This window comes from Streptomyces cyanogenus, assembly GCF_017526105.1.
Taxonomy (GTDB): domain Bacteria; phylum Actinomycetota; class Actinomycetes; order Streptomycetales; family Streptomycetaceae; genus Streptomyces; species Streptomyces cyanogenus.
Genome location: NZ_CP071839.1, coordinates 4,257,223 through 4,277,121 on the forward strand (window position 1 = coordinate 4,257,223; position 19,899 = coordinate 4,277,121).

20 protein-coding genes and 3 tRNA genes are annotated in these 19,899 nt (G+C 70.3%); 7 read left to right on the forward strand and 16 right to left on the reverse strand.

Annotation, left to right across the window (positions count from 1 at the left end; translation table 11 throughout):
- Nucleotides 1-142: 142 nt before the first annotated feature.
- Both S1361_RS19125 and S1361_RS19130 read right to left on the reverse strand, forming a co-directional pair.
- Nucleotides 143-655 carry a hypothetical protein gene (locus tag S1361_RS19125; protein ID WP_208033050.1) on the reverse strand — a complete coding sequence of 171 codons (513 nt, stop codon included), beginning with the start codon at nucleotides 653-655 and terminating at the stop codon, nucleotides 143-145.
- A 104-nt stretch (nucleotides 656-759) separates the two neighbouring features.
- Nucleotides 760-1,110, reverse strand: a complete 351-nt coding sequence (locus S1361_RS19130) for a metallopeptidase family protein (protein WP_009327618.1) — start codon at nucleotides 1,108-1,110, stop codon at nucleotides 760-762.
- A gap of 60 nt (nucleotides 1,111-1,170) precedes the next feature.
- Here S1361_RS19130 and S1361_RS19135 point away from each other — a divergent pair, with 60 nt between their 5' ends.
- The 4 genes from S1361_RS19135 (at nucleotide 1,171) to S1361_RS19150 (ending at nucleotide 3,113) form a co-directional block, all read left to right on the forward strand.
- On the forward strand, nucleotides 1,171-2,751 hold the full coding sequence (locus S1361_RS19135; protein WP_208033051.1) for a metallophosphoesterase family protein: 1,581 nt from the start codon (nucleotides 1,171-1,173) through the stop codon (nucleotides 2,749-2,751).
- Between the two features lie 80 nt (nucleotides 2,752-2,831).
- Nucleotides 2,832-2,904, forward strand: a tRNA-Glu gene (locus S1361_RS19140).
- A 36-nt stretch (nucleotides 2,905-2,940) separates the two neighbouring features.
- Nucleotides 2,941-3,015, forward strand: a tRNA-Asp gene (locus S1361_RS19145).
- A gap of 24 nt (nucleotides 3,016-3,039) precedes the next feature.
- A tRNA-Phe gene (locus S1361_RS19150) sits at nucleotides 3,040-3,113 on the forward strand.
- Between the two features lie 1,465 nt (nucleotides 3,114-4,578).
- Here the strand turns inward: S1361_RS19150 and S1361_RS19155 are convergent.
- The 14 genes from S1361_RS19155 to S1361_RS19220 all read right to left on the reverse strand — a co-directional run bounded on the left by S1361_RS19155 (nucleotide 4,579) and on the right by S1361_RS19220 (nucleotide 15,876).
- Entirely contained in the window at nucleotides 4,579-5,781 is a 1,203-nt protein-coding gene (locus tag S1361_RS19155) for a site-specific integrase (RefSeq protein WP_208033052.1), read from the reverse strand.
- Nucleotides 5,781-5,978, reverse strand: coding sequence for a helix-turn-helix domain-containing protein (locus S1361_RS19160; RefSeq protein WP_208036670.1), 198 nt, complete (start codon nucleotides 5,976-5,978; stop codon nucleotides 5,781-5,783). Before S1361_RS19160 ends, S1361_RS19155 begins: the two co-directional genes overlap by 1 nt.
- Before the next feature lie 168 nt (nucleotides 5,979-6,146).
- Nucleotides 6,147-7,373, reverse strand: coding sequence for a DUF3631 domain-containing protein (locus tag S1361_RS19165; protein WP_208033053.1), 1,227 nt, complete (start codon nucleotides 7,371-7,373; stop codon nucleotides 6,147-6,149).
- Nucleotides 7,370-7,633, reverse strand: a complete 264-nt coding sequence (locus S1361_RS19170) for a hypothetical protein (RefSeq protein WP_243769221.1) — start codon at nucleotides 7,631-7,633, stop codon at nucleotides 7,370-7,372. The genes S1361_RS19165 and S1361_RS19170 overlap by 4 nt, the downstream gene beginning before the upstream one ends.
- Nucleotides 7,634-7,779: 146 nt before the next feature.
- Nucleotides 7,780-8,703: a bifunctional DNA primase/polymerase gene (locus tag S1361_RS19175; RefSeq protein ID WP_208033055.1), complete on the reverse strand. Its 924-nt coding sequence runs from the start codon at nucleotides 8,701-8,703 to the stop codon at nucleotides 7,780-7,782.
- A 124-nt stretch (nucleotides 8,704-8,827) separates the two neighbouring features.
- Nucleotides 8,828-9,316 (reverse strand): hypothetical protein, encoded by a 489-nt coding sequence (locus S1361_RS19180; RefSeq protein ID WP_425086861.1) that lies wholly within the window; start codon nucleotides 9,314-9,316, stop codon nucleotides 8,828-8,830.
- 160 nt (nucleotides 9,317-9,476) lie between these two features.
- Nucleotides 9,477-11,534, reverse strand: coding sequence for a plasmid transfer protein TraB (traB, locus tag S1361_RS19185; RefSeq protein WP_208033056.1), 2,058 nt, complete (start codon nucleotides 11,532-11,534; stop codon nucleotides 9,477-9,479).
- A 12-nt stretch (nucleotides 11,535-11,546) separates the two neighbouring features.
- Nucleotides 11,547-12,101: a plasmid transfer protein TraA gene (gene traA / locus S1361_RS19190; protein ID WP_208033057.1), complete on the reverse strand. Its 555-nt coding sequence runs from the start codon at nucleotides 12,099-12,101 to the stop codon at nucleotides 11,547-11,549.
- Nucleotides 12,102-12,120: 19 nt separating this feature from the next.
- Nucleotides 12,121-12,618: a hypothetical protein gene (locus S1361_RS19195; protein ID WP_208033058.1), complete on the reverse strand. Its 498-nt coding sequence runs from the start codon at nucleotides 12,616-12,618 to the stop codon at nucleotides 12,121-12,123.
- Between the two features lie 48 nt (nucleotides 12,619-12,666).
- A complete protein-coding gene (locus S1361_RS19200; protein ID WP_208033059.1) occupies nucleotides 12,667-13,011 on the reverse strand; it encodes an RRQRL motif-containing zinc-binding protein in 345 nt (114 codons plus the stop codon).
- Entirely contained in the window at nucleotides 13,011-13,976 is a 966-nt protein-coding gene (locus S1361_RS19205; RefSeq protein WP_208033060.1) for a DUF2637 domain-containing protein, read from the reverse strand. The genes S1361_RS19200 and S1361_RS19205 overlap by 1 nt, the downstream gene beginning before the upstream one ends.
- Nucleotides 13,973-14,260 carry a DUF6303 family protein gene (locus S1361_RS19210; protein WP_208033061.1) on the reverse strand — a complete coding sequence of 96 codons (288 nt, stop codon included), beginning with the start codon at nucleotides 14,258-14,260 and terminating at the stop codon, nucleotides 13,973-13,975. The genes S1361_RS19205 and S1361_RS19210 overlap by 4 nt, the downstream gene beginning before the upstream one ends.
- Entirely contained in the window at nucleotides 14,260-14,523 is a 264-nt protein-coding gene (locus tag S1361_RS19215) for a DUF6284 family protein (protein WP_208033062.1), read from the reverse strand. The genes S1361_RS19210 and S1361_RS19215 overlap by 1 nt, the downstream gene beginning before the upstream one ends.
- Nucleotides 14,524-15,138: 615 nt before the next feature.
- Nucleotides 15,139-15,876, reverse strand: coding sequence for a GntR family transcriptional regulator (locus S1361_RS19220; RefSeq protein WP_208033063.1), 738 nt, complete (start codon nucleotides 15,874-15,876; stop codon nucleotides 15,139-15,141).
- Between the two features lie 1,174 nt (nucleotides 15,877-17,050).
- Between S1361_RS19220 and S1361_RS19225 the strand changes: the two genes are divergently transcribed.
- The 3 genes from S1361_RS19225 (at nucleotide 17,051) to S1361_RS19235 (ending at nucleotide 19,824) form a co-directional block, all read left to right on the forward strand.
- Nucleotides 17,051-17,710: a histone deacetylase gene (locus S1361_RS19225; RefSeq protein WP_208033064.1), complete on the forward strand. Its 660-nt coding sequence runs from the start codon at nucleotides 17,051-17,053 to the stop codon at nucleotides 17,708-17,710.
- A 99-nt stretch (nucleotides 17,711-17,809) separates the two neighbouring features.
- Nucleotides 17,810-19,432 carry a carboxypeptidase-like regulatory domain-containing protein gene (locus S1361_RS19230; protein ID WP_243769222.1) on the forward strand — a complete coding sequence of 541 codons (1,623 nt, stop codon included), beginning with the start codon at nucleotides 17,810-17,812 and terminating at the stop codon, nucleotides 19,430-19,432.
- 71 nt (nucleotides 19,433-19,503) lie between these two features.
- Nucleotides 19,504-19,824 (forward strand): hypothetical protein, encoded by a 321-nt coding sequence (locus S1361_RS19235; RefSeq protein WP_208033065.1) that lies wholly within the window; start codon nucleotides 19,504-19,506, stop codon nucleotides 19,822-19,824.
- Nucleotides 19,825-19,899: the final 75 nt, after the last annotated feature.

Below are 19,899 nucleotides of genomic sequence, written 5' to 3' on the forward strand. Positions count from 1 at the left end.
TGCGGTCCGCCACGGCAAAGGAGAGTACGCGCCACACGGCGCGCTCTGTGGTGGCGCCGGGCAAATGGGATCAAACGATCTACCACCATACGCACCTCTCACCCCTGAAGGCAAACCGGCTCATGGAGACGCTGGTCACGCCCTAGACGGGCACCCCTGCCCGGGGCGCCGGCTCCCGCTGGACCAGCTGCGGCCCGGTCTCCTCGTGCGCCGACGAGGACGGCTCGGCCGACGGCGGCTCCGAGACGGGCGGCGGCGGGGTGGAGGCCGGCGGCTCGGGCGGGGCGGAGGTCACGGGAGGAGTCGGCTGGTCTCCGGTCGGCTGCGGGTCCCCGGGCTGGACGGTCCGGCCCGGCTCGGCCGGTGCGTGCGAGGCGCTGCCGGCGGCCGACGGGGTCGCCGACGCCGAGGCCGACTTCCCCTTCTTCGCCTTGCCGCCGTGCCCGTGCTTGCCGTCGCCCGCCCCGCCCGCCTCACGGCCGAGGCCGCCCACGCCGCCCACCGGGCCGCCGTCGGGGGCGTCGCCGCCGTGCCGCCCCGCCGGATGGGAGGGCCGGGTCCGGCCCGCGTCGTCGCCCACGCTCACACAGCCGGCGGCGGCGGTGACGGCCAGGACCGCGGCGGCGAGACGGACGGGTACGTACAAGGGGCGCACGGTGGCCACCTCCGGGGGCAAGGAAAGACGTCAACCTCCCCAACTCCCCTCACCGACAAGAGGACACGCGCCCCGCACGCATCGGCGCCCGACCGCGCGCCCGGTCAGCCGTACCCGAGGGCGTGCAGCCGGGCGTCGTCGATACCGAAGTGGTGGGCGATCTCGTGCACGACGGTCACCTCGGTCTCGGCGACCACGTCCTCGCGGCTCTCGCACATCCTGAGCGTCGGCCCCCGGTAGATGGTGATCCGGTCCGGCAGGACGCCCGCGTACCACTCGCCCCGGTCGGTCAGCGGCGTCCCCTCGTAGAGCCCGAGCAGCTCGGGATCGTCGGCGGGCGGTTCGTCCTCGACGAACACCGCGACATTGTCCATCAGCCGTGTCAGCTCCGGCGGGATCCGGTCGAGCGCCTCGGCGACCAGTTCCTCGAACTCCTCGCGCGTCATCTCCAGCACAGGGCCATTGTCGGGTAACGGTGCCGCATATCCACCGTGGCACCGGGGCATACGGCACCAATGGCCCGCGTCCCCCTCGCAGCCCTGAGCACCATGCTGAACCGGACCTCGAACCGCACCCGCCCGCTGCCCGCCCTCGAACTCGCCGCCCGCCCCCGCCCCTGGCTGCGCGCCCTCGGTCTCACCGCGGTCGTCCTGGTCGGGGCCTGGCTGGGTCTGCTGGTCGTCGGCAACGTCCGTGCCCCGGTCGGCCCGATGGACACGACGATGGCGCTGCGCCCCTCCCTGAACGGCGGCACGAAGATCAACGTGTCGCCGCTGGGCGCGCTGACCCTGGACAGCCATGTGGCCCCGGTCCGTCTGGACGTGAACGTCGACCAGCTGGATCCGCTGCGCTCGCAGGCGCTGGTCGACCACCCGGAGCGGATCTCCGGCCTGCAGCAGGAGGTCGCCCGGGACGTGGAGCACGGCACGCTGGACCTGGCCGTGCGCTCCGGCGTCGCCGTGGTCTCCGGGGCCACGGCCCTCGGCCTCGCCGTCTACCGCCGCCCGCGCCGGGCGCTCGCCGCCGGCGGGCTGGCCCTGGCCCTGCTGGCCGCCTCGGGCGCGTCGGCGTACGCCACCTGGAACCCGAAGTCCGTCCTGGAGCCGAGGTTCTCCGGGCTGCTCAGCTCGGCACCGTCCGTGGTGGGCAACGCACGCAGCATCGTCACGGAATTCGACGTCTACCAGAAGGAGTTGGCACGCCTGGTGACGAACGTGACGAAGCTCTACGACGTCACGTCCACGCTCCCGGCGTACCGGCCGGACCCCTCCACCATCCGGGTCCTGCACGTGTCGGACATCCACCTCAACCCGGCCGCCTGGAAGATCATCGGCTCGCTGGTGAAGCAGTACCAGGTGAACGTGATCGTCGACTCCGGCGACACGATGGACCACGGTACGGCGGCGGAGAACGGCTTCCTGGACCCGATCCGGGACCTGGGCGCGCCGTACGTCTGGGTGCGCGGCAACCATGACTCGCGGACCACCCAGCGCTACCTGGAGACCATGAAGAACGTGCACGTCCTGGACGACGGGCGGGCCCGGACGGTGGCGGGCCTGCGGTTCGCGGGCATCGGCGATCCGCAGTTCACCCCCGACCGCTCGGCGGTGCCCGGCGGTGAGGCGTCCGAGCAGCTGGCGGGCGACCGGCTGGCCAGCGCCCTGCGCGACCAGCGGGCGGCCCGCACCCCGGTGGACGTGGCGGTCGCGCACGAGCCGACCGCCGCCCGGGAGACCGACGGCGAGGTGCCGCTGGTGCTGTGCGGGCACCTGCACCACGAAGGGACGGAGCTGCTGCCGTACGGCACCCGCCTGCGTATGGAGGGGTCGACCGGCGGCAGCGGACTGCGTGCCGTGGAGCGCAAGTACCCCGCCCCGATCGAGGCCTCGATCCTCTACTTCGACCGGGACAACCACCGGCTGCAGGCCTGGGACGCGATCAAGCTGGGAGGTCTGGGACTGACAACGGCCGAGGTCAGCCGCCATCTGGCGGACGAGAACCAGCCGGGCGGTCCCGGCGCCTCGCGCTCTGCCTCGCCGGGCGCCACGGGCACCTCCCGATCCCCCTCGCCGGCCGCTCCCGCCACCTCGCCGTAAACCGTTTTGGCGATACCCCTCGCCATCCCATATGCTTCTCACGTCCCCGACGCGCTGACAAGCGCCCAGGCGGGCCGATAGCCCTCATCGTCTAGCGGCCTAGGACGCCGCCCTTTCAAGGCGGTAGCACGGGTTCGAATCCCGTTGGGGGCACGCAATACCGTGTGCGACACTGTTGCACGCACGCTTGGTCCTGTGGAGCAGTTTGGAGTGCTCGCCACCCTGTCAAGGTGGAGGCCGCGGGTTCAAATCCCGTCAGGACCGCTGGTGTTTCACGTGAAACACCGTGGCTGGGTAGCTCAGTTGGTACGAGCGTCCGCCTGAAAAGCGGAAGGTCGCCGGTTCGACCCCGGCCCCAGCCACAGCCGCCCTGACCAGGGCAAACGGCCCCACTGAAGATCTTCAGTGGGGCCGTTTTCGTGCCGCGTACGCCCTCGTGCACGCCAACCGGGATGTGTTCAGCGCGCACGGACTGCCCTACCCGTTAGCCCTCTCTCGGGCGATCCTGCGATCACGCACCCGAGCAACCCGGGCTTGATGAGCAAACCGATGGAGGCGGCGGAGAGCCTCAAGGTAGCGGCTCGATCCGTTCTCGATATGTCTCAGACAGGTTCGTACGATCCTCTCAAGGTGCTCATCGTTGGGGATATACCGCCCTTCTAGATACATCTCGACCTTGGTCCCGAAGTAGTCGTCGAAGAGCAACCACCGCTCTTCATCCAAGCCGGTCTCTCGGATCAGGCCTCGTAGGGCATCGATAAACCTGCGCTGCTCTGGTGGAAGATCAATGGCCACCGGAACCGCCCTGTCCTGCGAGTCTCGGAGTCGGAAAACCTCATCCGCCAGGCGCTCATATCGGGCCTGCCATTCGGCACCAAGTCTGCGTCCAACATGTTCTTCGGGGAGGCGGCGCATCCACCTCCAGGCCGGATCTGCGTAGGGGTCTTCTGGCCCACTTTCGTCGCCGGGGCTACCGGCCCACCAGCGCAGCAAGGTGCCAACCGTGAGCGGCTTAGGCAGGCGCGAGCCGGACAACGCGGCATAGAGCGCCGGCCGGGAAACGTCAGTCTCCTGATGTCCGGCAATCCAGCCGACGGAAACCTTCCCTCTACCCAACTGGCGAAGGTCGAACGCAAAGGCCTGTAGGGGCCCTCTCTCGGGGTCAGGAATGCGCGGTCGAGCTGGCATATGCCAATTTCCCTCCTCGTCCTGTCCATGATGTCTCGCGACATCTTTTTACACCGTGCCACTGTCAGTGCGCACCGATACGCTTCTTCGTGCGACGAGAGCAGCCGTGAGGACAAGGCCGGATTAACGGTCGTCCGATGACGGCACCGCGCCAACGGGCTTCCGTCGCGCAGCAGTCCGAGGGTCTCCACCTGGAGGTGACATGACTGCGGCCCCCCGCGCCAACGGGGGGCCGCACAGCAGTCCGACGGGTCTTCAGCCCGAGCAAGAAGCACGCGCAGCACTTCAGCGGAAGGAGAAGAACCATCAGTTCCAACCCCGAGGTTACGGGGCAGCCCGACCTGCCGTCGAGCCAGAACCCCCGTTGGAAGTCATCGTGGACGGCCATCCGTGCCTTTACTTCCCGGCACCGGGCCCTCACCACGCTGACCGGCGCAGCCGCTCTCGGCCTCACGAGTGGCATGTTCCGGGTCTTCGGCGAGAACTTCGCCAACGAGATCATCGGATGGTTCAGCTAGGAAGTGGCCGTCTTCGCCCTGGTAGTCGGAGTAGGGAAGGGACGCTCCCCTACTCCGACTACCAGGAGCACTACAACAGCAACGTCATGGCGCTATGGGAGCGGCCTACAGGACCCTCGCATCAGGCCAGCGTGTCACCGAGCCTCCGAAGTGCCTTTCGCTGTTCCTCAAGGGACGCATGGGCGTAGATCTTCATCGTCACTCCAATGTCGCTGTGTCCGACGATCTGCCGGACGATATGAGGTGGCACCCCGAGGTCCAGCAGGAGCGTGACAGCGGAGTGGCGGAGATCGTGAAACCGAATCTCCAGGCCGAGACGCCTCCGGAGCGGGTCCCAGCTCCGTCGAAGGTTGTCCGGCTCCAGCGGGGTCCCGATCCGGGACGTAAAGACAAGGCCCTGCTCCTTCCATCCCATGCCGGCGACGGCCCGCTCCTGGGCCTGCCGCTCGTGGTGCTCGGCGAGAGCCTGCACCACGAGGGCCGGCAGGGGCACGGTGCGAATGGATGCCTTGGTCTTGGGCTTGACGAGTCGCAGCTCTCCCCCGACGCGCTGTAGCGCGCGTTCGATGGTCAGCGTCTCGCGGTCAAGGTCGATCGCATCCCAGCGGAGCCCCAGCAGCTCACCGCGCCGCATACCCAGGACCAGGGCGAGCACGTAGAGGGCGTGCAGACGGTCGCCCTCGGACGCGCGGAGCAACAACCGGGCATCGGCGACACTGAGGCCCTTCCCGGTGTCGTAGGTGGGCGTGGGGACCTGCACGAGCTGCGCGACGTTCCGCACGATCAGTTCCTCGCGTACGGCGTTCTGCAGAGCGTTCCGCAGGACGGCGTGGACGGACTGCACCATGCGGCGGGACAGCAGCGCCTTGCAGCACTCGCCGGCCGCGCAGCACTCCGGTTCCGGCCGTTCCTTGTCCCAGCCGTGCTTGCAGCACTGGCACTCGGCGGCGACGCGGGCGAGCCACGTGCGCACCTCGGCGGCCCGTAGAGTGCGGATCTTCTTCCGGCCGAGCCCAGGGACCAGGTGGACCCGGACGACACTCTCGTAGCCCTGGTAGGTCTTGGGACGGCGGTGAACCTTCACCACGGTCGCAAGCCAGTAGGTCAGGTAGTCCTCCAGGTTCATGTTGGTGTCGGGCACCGGAATGCCCTGGTTCTCCTGCGCCTGAAGTTCGGTGATCTTCTGCCGCACCTCGTCACGGGTCTTGCCGTAGACCGAAACGCGCTTGCGGATGCCGCTGGTCGTCGTCACGTACACGCGGCCGTGATACGTGCCGTCCTTGCGGATCGTGATGCTGCCCTCGCCGTTGGCGCGCTTCGCCATCAGGCGGCCTCCCTCAGCTTGTCCTGCATGAACGTCTGGAGCGCATCGGCGGGGATCCGGCGGGACCGGCCGATGGTGAAGCTCGGGAGTTGCTTCGTGCGAATCAGGTCGTAGACCTTGAAACGGCTGAGGCCAAGGGCCTCCATGACTTCCGGAACCTTGAGCGCTTTGTGTGTCGTGGGCAGGGGGAACCCCACTGTGACCTCCAAGGGAGCTGTCGCCCTTCCTCCTAAGGGATCCGCCACGTCCGCCACGCCGCCACACCCCAGGTCAGAGGCTTGATCGTGTGGCGGATAGCGGTTTTGTGGCGGATGGGTGCCGCCACACGGGGTGCGGTGTGACGGCGGCGCGGGTGTCGGGTTGGGTCAGCCGGTGAGGGCGCGCTGTGTGGCGGTTTCCCTCGCCGTGTGGCGGATGTCGGTGGCGGTATCCGCCACAGATGCATCCCTGCTGACCTGCGGTGTGGCGGACGTGGCGGACGTGGCGGATTCCTCGGGGGGCGGAGGGCAGTACCGCGTCCAGGCGTCCGTGAGGTCGTCCGCGTAGTAACCCTTGGGGAAGCCGGACGCGGTGCGGATGCCGCGCGGTTTGATCGGCTTGTTGGCCGGGGTGACGTACTGGCCGAGCATCCGGGCAAGGGTCCGGGAGTTGATCGGCTTGTCGTCCAGGTCGCCCCATGGGGCGTCTTCCATGGCAAGCAGGCATTCGAGGATGGCGGCGGTGGGCATGCGGTCCTCGCCGCAGAACACCTTGTCGCGCAGGTCGGTCAGCAGCCGGACTCCGAGGGAGGCTTCGTCGTTTTCGTGGGCGGCGTTGACCAGTTCCAGGCAGGCGGCGCGGGCGCGGGCAGGCCAGTGACCGCCGGCCGCATCGGCGACGGCGAGCAGGGGTTCCCACACGTCCGCCGGCCGGTCGGTGACGCCTTCGGGCATCTCGGGCCAGGCGTTAGCAACCTCGTCGCTGACGGTTTCCGCCCAGGTGGCGAGGCGGTCCCGTAGGGCGTGGCCCTGCTTCTCGTGGATGCGCTGCCGGTAGGACTCGACTCTTTCGTTGGGGGCGCGCTTGCGCATACGGATGATGACCGAGCGTGTCAGGACGGTGTCGGGCAGAGAGCCGAGTCCGGCCATGGCGACGGCGCAGTAGGAGTTGAAGATCTGCGCGTTCTGGTTGGAGCCCTCCCCGACGCACCGCAGGGCACCAGCCGTGCGCCGGTACCCGGCGTTCAGGAAGCCGCGCAGTGCTTCGTCCGTCCCGGCCTTGGGGCCGAAGATGGTGTCCACCTCATCGAACAGCACGGTGGGCAGCCCCGCGGCGGAGTCCACCAGCCGGTACAGGGCGTTCGCGGAGGCCGAGACCGTGGTGACCGGTCGTGGGGTGAGGAGTTCCACGATCTCCAGCGCGCGGGACTTGCCCGACCCCGGCTCGGGCGACAGGAACGCGATCCGGGCCGTGGTCTCGAAGCACTCGATCAGGTGGGCGTGGGCGTCCCACAAGGTCACCGCGACGTAGGCGGCCTCGGTGGGGAAGATGTTGAATCGGCGGTGGAAGGCTTCCACCTCGTTAAGCAATGCGGCGCCGTCAATGGCGGTCATGCGGCGTGCCTCCCTTCCAACATCGGGGCGGGCGTTCCGGTGCAGGCGGAACGGTGGGCGTCGTACTCGGTGACCAGCGCGGCGACGCCCTCGGGTCCGGTGGCGGTGCCGGTCAGCCCACAGGCGCAGGCGTAGACAGCGGTGGGCAGAGCACCGTGCCGCATCGACCAGCGGGCACCGTCGTAGGGGTGTCGGTAGACCGGCGGGGCGAAGATCCGGATACCGGGCGCGTCCGGGGTCGGGTCGATACCCGTCCGCATCGGGGACCGGTTCGGACGAAGGGCAGTTACGACGCCCTGACGGGCGGCGCCTTTCGGCTCGCCCACGGCTGGCCGGGGTGCGGCCGGTCCGGCGGCGGACGGTCCAACTGGGGTCAGCGTGAGGCTCTTAGTAGACGGGGGATTGGTCATGCCGGCACCCGCCGTACGGCCGCGTTGTGGGCGATGGACCAGTCCAGACCCCGCGTGATCACGTCGTCGTAGTAGCGCTGGGACTGGGTGGCGTTCCCCGCCGCCGCCTTACTAAGAGCCTGCTCAACCTCGGCGCGGGTGAGGTCGCCCGACGCCACCAGCCGCCCCAGAGCGCGGGCGGCCCGCAGCAGCGTGGCGTTACGGGTGCCGTCAGCGGCCGTGGCCACGTTGTGGACCTCGGCGCGCAGCGCGGCGCCGGAATACCCCCTGCGGCTCTTCAAGGAGTTCGCCACGGCGTACTCGGACCGCTGGCGCGGTTTCAGCGCGTCGTGCAGCCAGTCCGGCAGCGGAACGGGGTCACGGGGGTCCAGGACCGTGTACGGCCCGTCGGGGGTGATGCTGCCGGCGGCGACGACGTACCCGCCCCACCCCCGGGTGTCGATCTTCTTGGCCAGCTTCCCGGCGGTGGAGTGCAGCCGTTCGCCGACAGGTTGGGTGAAGTACAGGTGCTCGCCGCCGCGCGCGGTCCGCACGCGGTAGGTGTCCGGGACGGGCTGCCCGGCGCGCTCGCAGAGCGCAGAGAAGTTGGTGACGCCGTCAGGCGTTCCTTTCGGCTCTTGTGGTTTGGGCATGTCGAGGTCGACCACCAGCAGCCCGGAGGGGCCGGTGGCGATACCGACGTTGTAGGGGTGGTGGGCCCAGGCGGCGGTGATCAGGTCCACGTCGGTCGTGGCACGCTGCTCGGGCGTCTTGTGCCCGCCGGCGCAGCGCCCGGTGCCGGAGCAGTACTTCTCGGCGTGCCCGGCGGGCCGCTTGTCCCCGGGGCGGAGCGGGAAGACGCGCCAGCCGCGCCCGCCCGCCTCGATCGCCCACGCCAGCAGTTCCAGGCCCGGCAGGCCGAGGGTAGGAAGGCGGCTCATGCGGCCACTCCCCGGAGGGCCTTGAGTTGGGTCATGCTGGGTGTCTCCAGTTCTCTTTGACGGTGCTGGATGACAAGGGCGGCCCCGGTTCTTTGGCGAGATGCGGGGGCCGCCCTTGGCGTTGCTACTGGTGGTTGTTGGTCTTGGCCCACACGCCCCAGGTCGTGGTGTGGACGTTGCGCTGGTCCTGGTAGACCGGCCCGTCGTAGTGGTGGTGGTGCACGTCGGGCATGGCTTCCTTGCTCCGTCGCAGCAGCCGGGCCAGGGCGAGGATGGGTACGGCCGGGGCTCCGAGCAGCAGGGCGATGACGGTGGGGTCCGCGTGGCGGGAGGCGATCAGCAGGCCGATCGCGATCAGACCGGGGGGCACGATGGCGAGTCCGCCGGTGAGCATGAGCCTGCTGGCGTCGGTCGCCTTCTGCGACATCGGCGGGATGCCCGGCTGAGGAACCGGGAGCGCGGTCCCGTACCGGGGCACGGGGCTGGTGTCGCGGTAGGAGGTGGGCATTTCGGGGAGGGGTCGGTAGGCGTCGGCGATGATCCGGCGGGCCTCGTCGGCGGCTTCCTCGTCGGTCATCGGGAACGGGCGGGCGGGGTGGTCGGGACGGTTCACGGAGTGTCCCTCCGGGTGAGCCGCGGCCCATCGCGTCGGGGTGTGACGCGGGGGGCCGTGGGCGGGTGTCAGGCGGGTGTGACGGGCTGCTGTGATGGCGCGTCACACCCGCTCCCGCCTAGGGGTTTGGGTGTGACGGGCCCGTCACGTGTGACGGGTGTCAGGCAGCGGCGAGGGCGGGGACGATGCGCCACCGGCCGGTGGTGTTCGTCGGCTCCAGCCGGCCCTCCAGCGCGGCGTCCTTGAGGCGCTTGGACACCCAGGAGCGGCCGAGGTTGTTGCGGTCGCACCAGTCCATGAAGTCCTTGGGGCCCACGACCATCTGTCCGGCCCGCTCGAACTCCTCTAGGGCGAGCGCGAACAGTTCCCGGGCCTCCTTGGGGGAGGGCTTGCGGCCGGTCTCCTGCCCGAAGATCGGTGCGTCGTCGCCTTCCTGATCGCCGGGCAACTCGACCTCGGGGTCGATGCCGGCGTCCTCCGGGTCGACCAACAGCCCGTACCCCTGTCCGTCGTTCATGTCGTCTCCCTGCACGGCGGTCAGCCGCGGACCGTCCGTGGCCGGGGTGGAGGCGGGGGCGCGGCCGGTGTAGGCGCGGCCGGCGACCGCGGTCACCGCCCCTGCCGTGACCGGGTCGGCGGTCGCGCCCTGCCGCAGCGCCCACGCTGCGAGCTGCTCCATGAGCGGGACGGCGCGGGCGGGGAAGGCGAAGGTGCGGCCCGGGGACGGGTAGCGGTCCTCCGAGATGCCCGGGGAAACGACGTAGCAGTAGCCGGGGCGCCGGTTGCCCCACGCCCCGGGGTGGGCGCCGGCGTCGATGACCGCCTCCGGCAGTGAGAATCCCTCGTCGCGGGGGTCGCAGCCGAGCGCGATCACGGACGGCAGAGAGGCCCGGGTGCTGGTGGACATCTGGTCGTAGGAGGGGCGCTGCAGGGACACGATGAGGGAGACGCCGGCGGAGCGGGCTTCCTGCGCGATCCCGGTGAACGCGTCGTCACCGAGGTTGCGCAGGGTGTTGGCCGCTTCCTCGAACCAGGCCACCAGGAACGGCATGCCCGTGCAGCCGCATGCTCGGCCGGCCTGGCAGGAGTGGGCGGGGTCGTTCTGGGTGTCGGCGGCGGCGGGGATCCACTGTCGGTAGCCGTGGGCGCCGAGCCAGCGGGTGCGGGCGGGGATGACGGCTTTGACCGCCTCGACCATGACCTCGGTATCTGCCCCGCCTTCCGCGGACCAGTCCATGCCGGGCCGCAGGGGCGCGAAGTCCTGGAATGCCTTCGGGTCGGACACCCACAGCAGCACGTCCCTGCGGGAGAGGATCTCCGTCATCAGGTTCAGGGCGGTTTCGCCCTTGCCGGATCCGGTGCCGCCCGCGATCAGGACGTGGGTGCTGTTGCGCTTGGCTTCCGGGTCGCCGGGGAGCCAGATCACGAGGAGAGAGCCGTCGTCGTACCGGCCGATGACCAGCGGCTCCGCGATCGAACCCCCGAGATTCGACGGACCCTCCCACTCCGCCAACTCCGCGAGCATGTCCTCGGGGACGATGACCAGTTCCCCGCGACGGCTGGAGTCCGGCGAGGGGTGGTAGCGGACGGCGGAGACGGGCAGGTCCAGCGCGGACGCGATCCGGGCCAGGGCCTTGGAGACGTCGTCGTTGGTCTGCTCGCCCGGCTCCAGCGCCAAAGGTGCGGTGACCCGGTTGGGCTGCACCTTCGCCTGCCCGATCTGCGCACGGGCCAGGCCGACCTTTTCCAGCAGGCCCTTGTCGCCGCCGCCCTGCGGGTCGGTGTCGTTGTGGCGCAGGACCATGCGGACGTTCCAGGACAGTGCCACGACGGGCCCGCCCATCAGGAACAGGTCGTCCAGGGGGCCGGTGGTGGGGCCGGCGAGGCAGGCCGCGGTGACCCACGCCGATGCCGCCGCCACGGTGATAGCCGAGTGCAGACGGCGCTGCTGGGTGGTCGACTTCCCCGCCCACCACGTCACCCCGGTCAGGGTGACGGAGGCGAGGGTGAGCCCGACGCCGGCCGCGGCGCTGTCGCCCCACCGCCAGTTGCCGAGCGCGCCGACCACGCCGGTGGCGCCGACAGCGAGCCACGGCGGAAGGTGGGGCTTGGCCCGGTGCAGCAGGTACGCCCGGACCGTGCCGCCCGTACCCGGGTCGGTGGTGGGGATGGTGAGCGGGTAGGTACGGCCGTCCTGGTCAGTCCACTTGCGTGCCATGGTCGTACCTCCTTACTGCTGAGCCCAGTTCATGACCGGCTGCTGCGGACGGCGGGCGCGGTGGCGGACGCGGTTGATCTCCTCTTCGAACTCCTGCTGGAACGCGGAGTAGCAGGCGGCGGCGTTCTTCGCCGCGTCCCGCAGGGCGTCCGCGGAGCGCTGCATCTTGCGGGCCACCTTCTGCGCCCGGATCCGCGAGCCGAACGCCCTGCCCTCGGGGTCCGGCACGGCCGCGAGTACGCCCTTCATGATCTCGGCGCCCATGGCCACCTCGATGGACAAGGTCACCGCGGCGGCCCGTAGGGCGTTGCAGTACTGCCGCACCTGAGCCGGCGAGGTGAACTCCGGCGCCGGGAGCAGCGCTTCGGCGTGCGCTCGGGTCCCGCCGGTACCGCTGCCGCGGTGGTTGTTGGTGGTCCGGTTGATGGTGACGTTCACCGGGGGCGCGAACGAGCTGCCCAGTCCGCCGACGAAACCGCCGGCCGCGGCCCCGACGTTGGCGAACTTGTTCGACTTCGTCCCGTTGGCGTTGCTGCCGCCGCGGCTGTTGCTGTTGGTGGATGCCATCGGTCGACTCCTTCTCCGGTCAGTGGGTGCGGCGGACGATGAGCCAGACGGTCTGCGCGGTGGCCCAGATCAGCAGCCACAGCACGCCGAGCGGGCCGGTGAACGGGCCGAACCCGGTCGCGGCGGCGCACCAGCCGGCCGCCAGGGTCGCGAGCAGGGCCAGGCCGATGCGCCAGGCCAGGACCGTTCCGGTTCCGGGGCGGCGGCGCTGCATAAGCGGCACCCACACGGCCGGGCCGGCGGCGAGGGAGGCGAGGACCAGACCGGCCCACGGCGCCACGGCGTGCAGCACACCGGCCGCGGCCAGGGCGAACGCGGCCAGGCCGGTCGGGGCGAGGGCGCCGCGGTGGCGCCACAGCATGCGGCCCACCCATCCGGCGGCCTCCCAGGTCAGGGACGGCCGCTCGGGGACGACGATCACGAACGGCTGCGCGGCGCGGCGCCCGCGCTGGCGGGGGATGTGGACAGTGTGGACGCCCGCGGCCTTGATGCCGCGGGCACGGGTACGGCTGGACACAGCAAATCTCCTCGTGGGAGGGGGTTAGGTTGGGGTGTGCTGTGTTGCTCAGGCCGCGGCGGCCTGGTCGTCCGGGTAGGCGCACGGGGTGCACATGCCGAGCGCGGCCGGGATGACGTATCCGGCGTCCCGCCGGCAGGCCGGGCAGGTGCGGCGGGCGGTGTTCGCCCGCTCCAGCGCGGCCCACTTCGCGGGGGTCATCGGGCGCACCGGCCGGGCCTGGTCGATGCGGTACAGGTAGGCGACCAGCGGCGGACGCCCCCTGCGGCGGGGGCGTTCGATCTGCGCGACCACGTCCTGCCCGCCCGGCCGAAGTCCGAGCGCGCGCAGCTGCCGCAGCGTCGCCAGCCCGTCCGGGGCCAGGCGCCACGGGTAGACGGGGAGGGCGCCCATCAGCGGCTCGCGATCGCCAGATCAGCCCCGCCCGTGCCGGGGTCGCGGTGCTCGGCGTAGCGGGCGGAGACCCACCCGACCGACCAGCCGCACAACTCGGCCGCGGCCCGCACCGGCAGACCGGCGTCGAACGCGGCCCGCACCGTCAGCCGGGCCTGTTCCTCAGGCTGCTTCTCGGTGGCCGGGCCGGCAGAGAGCAGTGCCGCGCGTTCACGCTCGGCCCGCTCCGCAGCCTCACGCGCGCGCCGTTCGGCGGCCTCTCGCTCGGCGCGTTCACGTTCGCGTTCACGCTGTTCACGCTCGCGTTCACGGCGTTCACGTTCCTCGCGCTCCGCCGCCTCCACAGCGGCCCGCCGCTCCTGCTCCTCGCGCCAGCGCCGCTCCTCCCGCTCCGCAGCCTCACGGGCCAAAGCAGCTTCGTGTTCACGCTGTTCACGCGCCAACATGGCCGCGTGCTCACGCTCCTCACGGGCTCGCCGCTCGGCCGCTTCCCGTCGGTCGGCGGCGGCCCGCTCCCGTGCGTCCCGCTCCGCCTGCCGCTTGGCTTCCAGCTCGGTCACGGCCCGCGTGATCGCACGTCGGTAGGCCAGCCCGGTTTCCGCGGTGACGATCAGCAGCAGCGGGGCGACCGCGTGAACGGCGACGCCGACCGGGTCCCTGTTCAGGGCGGAGTCGGCGACGTTCAGGGCCAGGGTCATGGCGCCGGTCATCCAGCGCAGTACCACCGGCCAGTGGCCCCCGCGCCCGCCCAGGCGGGCGAGCACCGCGTCCAGGCGCACCACGATGACGACGGCCGCGTCCACGACCAGCGGAAGGATCGGGGCCGTCCATGCCCACTCACGGGCGGTGTGCTCCGCGGCGAGCGGAGTCACGGTGAGGATGGAGTAGAGCATGGCGCCGGCCACGATCAACCACGTGCCCGCGGACAACGCTCGCTCCGCTGAACGGATCTGAACGCTGTTCACGCGCTCACCTCCATCCGTGAACGCACCCGGACGGCGGCGATCAGCACCACCGGCGACGCCGGGTCGTCGGGGTCCTGACTGGATTCCGTCCACTGCCACGCTGCGCCCGGTACCGGCTCGAACCCCAGCACGCCAAGCGCGTCCGTCCGCTCGGTGAACGTCGGCACCGGCAGCGCACGGTCGAAGCCGTACTCGGGCCACCGCTCGGTGGTGTTCAGCAGCACCACGTACAGGCGCCACCGGCCCCGGTACGTGGACATCTGCGCGGTGAACTCCCGCGCCATCACGCCACCCCCGGCGCGGTGACCGTGGCCCGGTTGGTCAGCGTGCGGCGGGCGGCGAGCACCCTGCGCCGGGCCCGCCGCAACCGACGCATGTCCCACTCGGTGGCCGGCCGGTCCAGCAGACTGATCTCGACGTCCAGCAACTCGACCTCCGCCAGGACCAGCGGCATCTCCGCCGCCACCGCGTCCAGCTCGGCCGGCGTCGGCTCACGGTCGGAGTCGTCGGCGGTAACAACCGCCTGAAGTGCAACGATGGGCTTCATGGGTCGTGGTTCCTCTCACAGGGTGAACGGCCCGAACAGCGGCTCCGGTGTTCCAGCACCGGAGCCGCGCGCCGTTGAAGTCGGATCGATTCCGGCTCCCCACGCCCCGCCCGTACGGCAGCCCCAGACAGCGGGGCCCGGACGGGCGAGGGAGGCAACCGGCCGCAGCGCCGACGACGCTGCGGCATGGCCCGCGCACGACTGGCAGCGCCCGGCAGACCAGGGCGCCCCCCAGGCGGGAGGGTTGGACTCAGGTGGCGTTGCCGCGCATGTCGGTCCCACACGACGACGCCCATCTACTTCGTTCGCTGCGCACGGAGCCCCCTCGGAGGAAGCGGACGTGGACAGGTCTCCTTCGGGAGCGCGCTCCCGTTTCAGGCGTATGGAGACGTGACCTTTCGGTCTAAGCCCTCGGGTGAATGACAAGGACCCCGGCGCCCTCGGCCCGCTCTGTCCCGGGCCCCTGAGGGGTCCGCGCACGCCGGACAAGCCCCTTTCGGAGCGCCCGGGCGGCGAACCTCCCTAGGGACATTTAGCACACCTCCCTAGGGAGGTCAACGGGTCATGAAAAAGGGCCCACCGATGGCGGGCCCTCCGGGTCTGTCGTGGCGCTGGTCAGCCTGTGATGCGGTACTCCATGACGTAGACGCCGGCGTCCAGCAGCATCCTGTTCACCTCGACCGGCTTGCCGTCTTCCGTGAGCGCGGTGCGATAGATCTCGACTACTGGCGTCCCCTCAGCCAGGTGCAGACGCTCGGACTCGTCCTGGCTGGGCATCCGGGCCCGCAGCTCCTCTACGAACCGGACAGGCTTTGCCCCCAGCTCGGCGAGGCGGGCGTACGTGCCGCCCGGACCAGTGTCCTCCTGCGCAATCGCCGACTCCCGCACGAGGTCAGCAGGGAGGTACGAGACAGCAGCCTGCACCGGCTCGCCCTCCACAGCGAAGAGGCGATCGCGGATGATGACGGCGGCACCGTCGTCCAATTCGAGGATTTGAGCCACGTCGTCCGGGGCAGGCGCCTCGTACACACGCAGCTCTGTCACGCTCATGGGGCGCTGCCCCACGTCGGCACTCCAGATGGACCGGCCTCCGCCCCATCGCTCCTGGGAAAGCCTCTCGTTCGCCACCCGCCGAATCGGCTGAAACTCCCGGACGTACGTACCGCTACCCTTCCGGCGCACGGCGAGCCCTTCGGTCACCAGCAGAGTCAAGGCCCGTCGGGCTGTCTCCTTGGCCACCCCGTAGTCCTTGACCAGCTTCGGCTCACCCGGGAGTCGGGCACCGGGACGCAGCTCACCAGAACGAATGCGTTCCCGCAGCTCGTCGGCGATCTCCCTGGCGGTCTCCGCCATCAAGCTCCTCACTTCCCTAGGGTGGTTTCCGAATACCAGCTTGGCACAGACACGTCTGGTACCCCATCTCGGGAGGGCCACCGATCTCGGCAAGCACCGCCGGACGAGGGACACATAAGCCCACAGAAGACATCTGACGTGCGCAAACCCGCTTCGCTGGTTGCGGACGACGCACGCCAGTCCCTCCGCGCACGAGTAGCCCAAAGTGGCTCTTCATCTGGCTGCTCCTGGCGAACGGTGGCGATTAGTCGCTGGCCCCCCGTTCAGGCCAGAACGCGCGATAGGTTGCGGGGGAATCGGCTCTGTCGTGCCTAGACGCCTCGCTCGTCTTGGGCGAGGTCCGGCCTGGTTGCCGTTAACCCGGTCGAGAGCGACAACAGATAGGAGCCGACGGATGGTGCGACCCAAGCAGAGGAAGCGCCGCCAACGCCGCAAACGGGACTGGGTGGAGTTGGCGGTTGTGACTCTGAGCGCGGTCACTGCCATCGCGGGGTGTGTCCAGCACTTCTGGTGACGCACCGAGGGTGAACCGGACGACTGGTTGGGCGAGTGGGCCCGGCCGGCGAGTACTCGGCCGGGCTCACCCTGTCCCGCGCACAGGCCTGGTTTGGGTTGCGTCCCAGACCAGGCCTTCTGCGTACGCGGAAGATCGAAGCGCAGGGAGGTTGCCTCCCCTGGCTGCCACTACACGAGATAACCGCAAGTCATCAGCGTTCCACAAGAGATCAAGATCCGCCGCTCCGCCAATTGTCGACATTTCCTTGGCGAATGATCACGGCGATCGGTGGCGTTTGAGGGGTGGCGAATACAAATCTGCAGCTAGAACGCTCGGAGGGGTAGCGAAACCTGGCGAACGCAGATTCGCCACTGCATTCGAACATCCCGCGGCTGCTCCTGACGCCCCGTAGTGCCCGGCCGGCCGCTTCACTATGGATCTGGCGTACGCCAACCCGTACGCCAACAGCAGCGCACAACGACGGTTAGCGCCCGACACCGCCGCCCCCTATGATCAGCCCACGCCTCTCCTGGACACGGCCTGAAAAGCGGAAGGTCGCCGGTTCGACCCCGGCCCCAGCCACAGCCACCCTGACCAGGGCAGAGGCCCTCTCCACGATCGTGGAGAGGGCCTCTTTCGTACAGCCACGCCACCGGGACACCGACGGAGCGCCGCCAGGTGAAGGCCTTACCGAGCATCGACCCGACTCTGCCGCTCGACCGCTGTCCCGAGCGCGTCTGGTACACGTCCTACGGCTCCAACGTGCACCTGGACCGGCTCGCCGCCTACCTCAGGGGCGGGCGGCCGCCCGGCGGGGCCGTGGAGTACCCGGGATGCCGCAACCCCGCCATGCCGGCCCGGTCGATCCCCGTGGAACTGACCGGTGCGATGTACTTCGCCACCCGGTCACCCGTGTGGGGAGGCGGGCGCGCCTTCTACGACCCGGAGGTCAGCGGGCGGGTGCTGGCCAGGGCCCACCTGGTGACCACCGGGCAGTTCGCCGACATCGCCGCTCAGGAGATGTACCGCGCGCCGGGTGCGGACCTGGACCTGGCCGACGTGCTCAGCGAGGGCCGTGCCGTGCTGGGCGAGGGCCGCTACGAGACCCTGGTCTGCGCCGGCCAGGTGGACGGCATGCCGGTCCTCACCTTCACGGCGCCGTGGGGCATCAACGACGTGCAGTGGGTCCCTCCCTCCGCCGCCTACATCCGTTTCCTGGCCGCGGGCCTGCTCTCCGCCGGCGCATGGGACCTGGACGCGGTCGCCTCCTACGTCGCGGCCTGCCCCGGCGCCACGGACCACTGGTCGCCGCGGGACATCGTCGCCCTCCTCGACTAGTCCGCAACGGTGACCAGTACGATCAGGCCACATTTGGCGAGAACCCGCTCCCGCTTCCGTGGAGGGGGTTTCGTCGTACAGGGACCCTGAGGGGGGTACTTGAGACAGATTTCCAGAGGGTTGGTGACGGCCGGCGCCGTCCTGGTCGCCACGCTCACCCTCCCCGGCACCGCCCACGCCGCGGGCCCGACCGTCCGGGACGCCTACAGCGACCAGGCCGACTGGTCGGTCCTCGACGTACGCCTCAACTACAGCGGCGAGGTCAGCAAGCTCGTCGCGAGGCTCCGCCCGGCCGGCAGCAGCGCGACCGACGCGCCGGTGGCCACGATCACGGACTTCACCAAGCGGTACGAGTCCAGCTCGTGGGACGCCGTGTGGGCGTCCCAGCCGATCCACCTGGACGCCCTCGGCGACTACACGGTCGACGTCGAGGCCACCGACGGCTCCGGCGAGACCACCGTCGAGCCGAACGCGGGCACGCTGCACTACCAGAAGCAGCCCGTCTTCAGCAGCTTCGCCGTCACGCCCAGCGAGCCGGACATCGAGCACCAGACGGTCACGGCCGCCGGTGACATGGCCGTCCGCGACCCCAGCACCCGGGAGACCGAGCCGCTGCCCGGGGCCACCGTGAACCTCTCGTTCGACGGGGGCGGCTATGAGACGACCGCCGTCACGGACGAGGCCGGGCACTTCGCCGTCCCGCACCAGCTGAGGCAGGCCGGCTGGGTCTCCGCCGACTACAACGGGGGCCTGGGCTTCGCCGCCGCCACTGCGATCCAGGTCTGGCCGAAGGCCGCGCCGACCCGGATGGTCCTGGACCAGAGCAGTTTCCACGTCACCGCCGGCCAGAAGATCACCGTGACCGGCACACTCCAGTACCAGAGCGGTGCCGACTGGAAGCCGCTGTCCGGCATCCCGCTGGAGATGGACTACAAGGAGTGCAGCACCTGCAGCCCGGTCGGCGCCACGACCGACGCGAACGGCCGCTTCTCCTTCGCGCGGACGCCGTACGGAGCCAAGAGCGTCTACGAGATCGCCTTCACGTCGTACACCCCGTTCGCGCAGCACAGCACGGCGGATGTCACCGCGGCGGTCACGGCGACGACGAAGTTCACCGGATTCACCGCGTCGCTGGACAAGTACGCGCAGCTGAAGGTCACCGGCACGCTCGACCTGATCGGCCGTGACGTCAACGACCAGGCCAGCGTGGACATCCAGTACTCGCCGGACGGCAGGACCGGCTGGAGCACGAAGAGGACCGTGAAGACCACCTTCGGCTCCCAGTTCGTCGCCGACAAGGTGCCCGGCTACACGGACGGCTACTGGCGCCTGCGCTACGCCGGCTCCACCACCAAGGACATCAAGGGCAGCACCAGCAACAGCCTGCGCCGCAACCGCGCGCTCACCCGGATCAAGGACGCCAACGCCTCCCCGGAGCCGGTGACCAAGGGCAGGACCATCACCGTCAAGGGCGTGCTCCAGGAGCGACCGGTCGGCTCCGGCACCTGGAGGGCGTACGGCTACAAGAAGGTGCAGATCCTCTTCCGGCCCAAGGGCGCGACGAGCTGGTACCTGATGGCCACGGTCACCACGAAGAGCACCGGATCCTTCAGCAAGGGCTTCACGGCCAGGCAGGACGGCACCTGGGTGCCCGTCTTCCTGTACCCCGACAGCAGGCACTTCGTGGGCGATGGCGCGGAGGACTACGTCGACGTGCGGTGACGCCTTGGCACCACGCCCGGCCGGCGCTACGTTCAGGCGGGCCGCGCGTGGTGCGCGGGGACGGGGGAGACATGAGCCAGTACGAGGCCGGAGCCGGCCGGGACACCGCGCTGGAGAAGGACCGGGCCCGGTACGGGCTGCTCGCGGTCGTCACCAGCAACCTGGCGATCGCCGCGGTGGCGGTCATCGGTGTGTGGCGGCTCGACGGGGACAAGGCGGTCATCGTCGGCATCCTCACCGCGGCGTTCACCGCCGTCAGCAGCACGACCACCGCCTACCTGGGCATCAAGGCGGTCTCCAACACGGCGAGGTCGATCGCGCTGGGAGACGGTCCGGCCCGCAGGCACCCCGAGCCCGCCCAGCCGGCCCCGCCCGCCCAGCGCGCCCCCTAGCCGGCGGCCCGGAGCGCGCCGCGGGGGACCCAGGGTGGCCGTGCTGACCGCGAGGGGAATCCGGCATGCCGCCCA

Coding starts and splice junctions, on each gene's coding strand:
- S1361_RS19135 (WP_208033051.1), top strand. CDS start 1,171: ATGGCCCGCGTCCCCCTCGCAGCCCTGAGCACCATGCTGAACCGGACC.
- S1361_RS19155 (WP_208033052.1), bottom strand. CDS start 5,781: ATGGCGAAGCGCGCCAACGGCGAGGGCAGCATCACGATCCGCAAGGAC.
- S1361_RS19165 (WP_208033053.1), bottom strand. CDS start 7,373: ATGACCGCCATTGACGGCGCCGCATTGCTTAACGAGGTGGAAGCCTTC.
- S1361_RS19170 (WP_243769221.1), bottom strand. CDS start 7,633: ATGCGGACGGGTATCGACCCGACCCCGGACGCGCCCGGTATCCGGATC.
- S1361_RS19175 (WP_208033055.1), bottom strand. CDS start 8,703: ATGAGCCGCCTTCCTACCCTCGGCCTGCCGGGCCTGGAACTGCTGGCG.
- traB (WP_208033056.1), bottom strand. CDS start 11,534: ATGGCACGCAAGTGGACTGACCAGGACGGCCGTACCTACCCGCTCACC.
- traA (WP_208033057.1), bottom strand. CDS start 12,101: ATGGCATCCACCAACAGCAACAGCCGCGGCGGCAGCAACGCCAACGGG.
- S1361_RS19200 (WP_208033059.1), bottom strand. CDS start 13,011: ATGGGCGCCCTCCCCGTCTACCCGTGGCGCCTGGCCCCGGACGGGCTG.
- S1361_RS19210 (WP_208033061.1), bottom strand. CDS start 14,260: ATGGCGCGGGAGTTCACCGCGCAGATGTCCACGTACCGGGGCCGGTGG.
- S1361_RS19215 (WP_208033062.1), bottom strand. CDS start 14,523: ATGAAGCCCATCGTTGCACTTCAGGCGGTTGTTACCGCCGACGACTCC.
- S1361_RS19220 (WP_208033063.1), bottom strand. CDS start 15,876: ATGGCGGAGACCGCCAGGGAGATCGCCGACGAGCTGCGGGAACGCATT.
- S1361_RS19235 (WP_208033065.1), top strand. CDS start 19,504: ATGAGCCAGTACGAGGCCGGAGCCGGCCGGGACACCGCGCTGGAGAAG.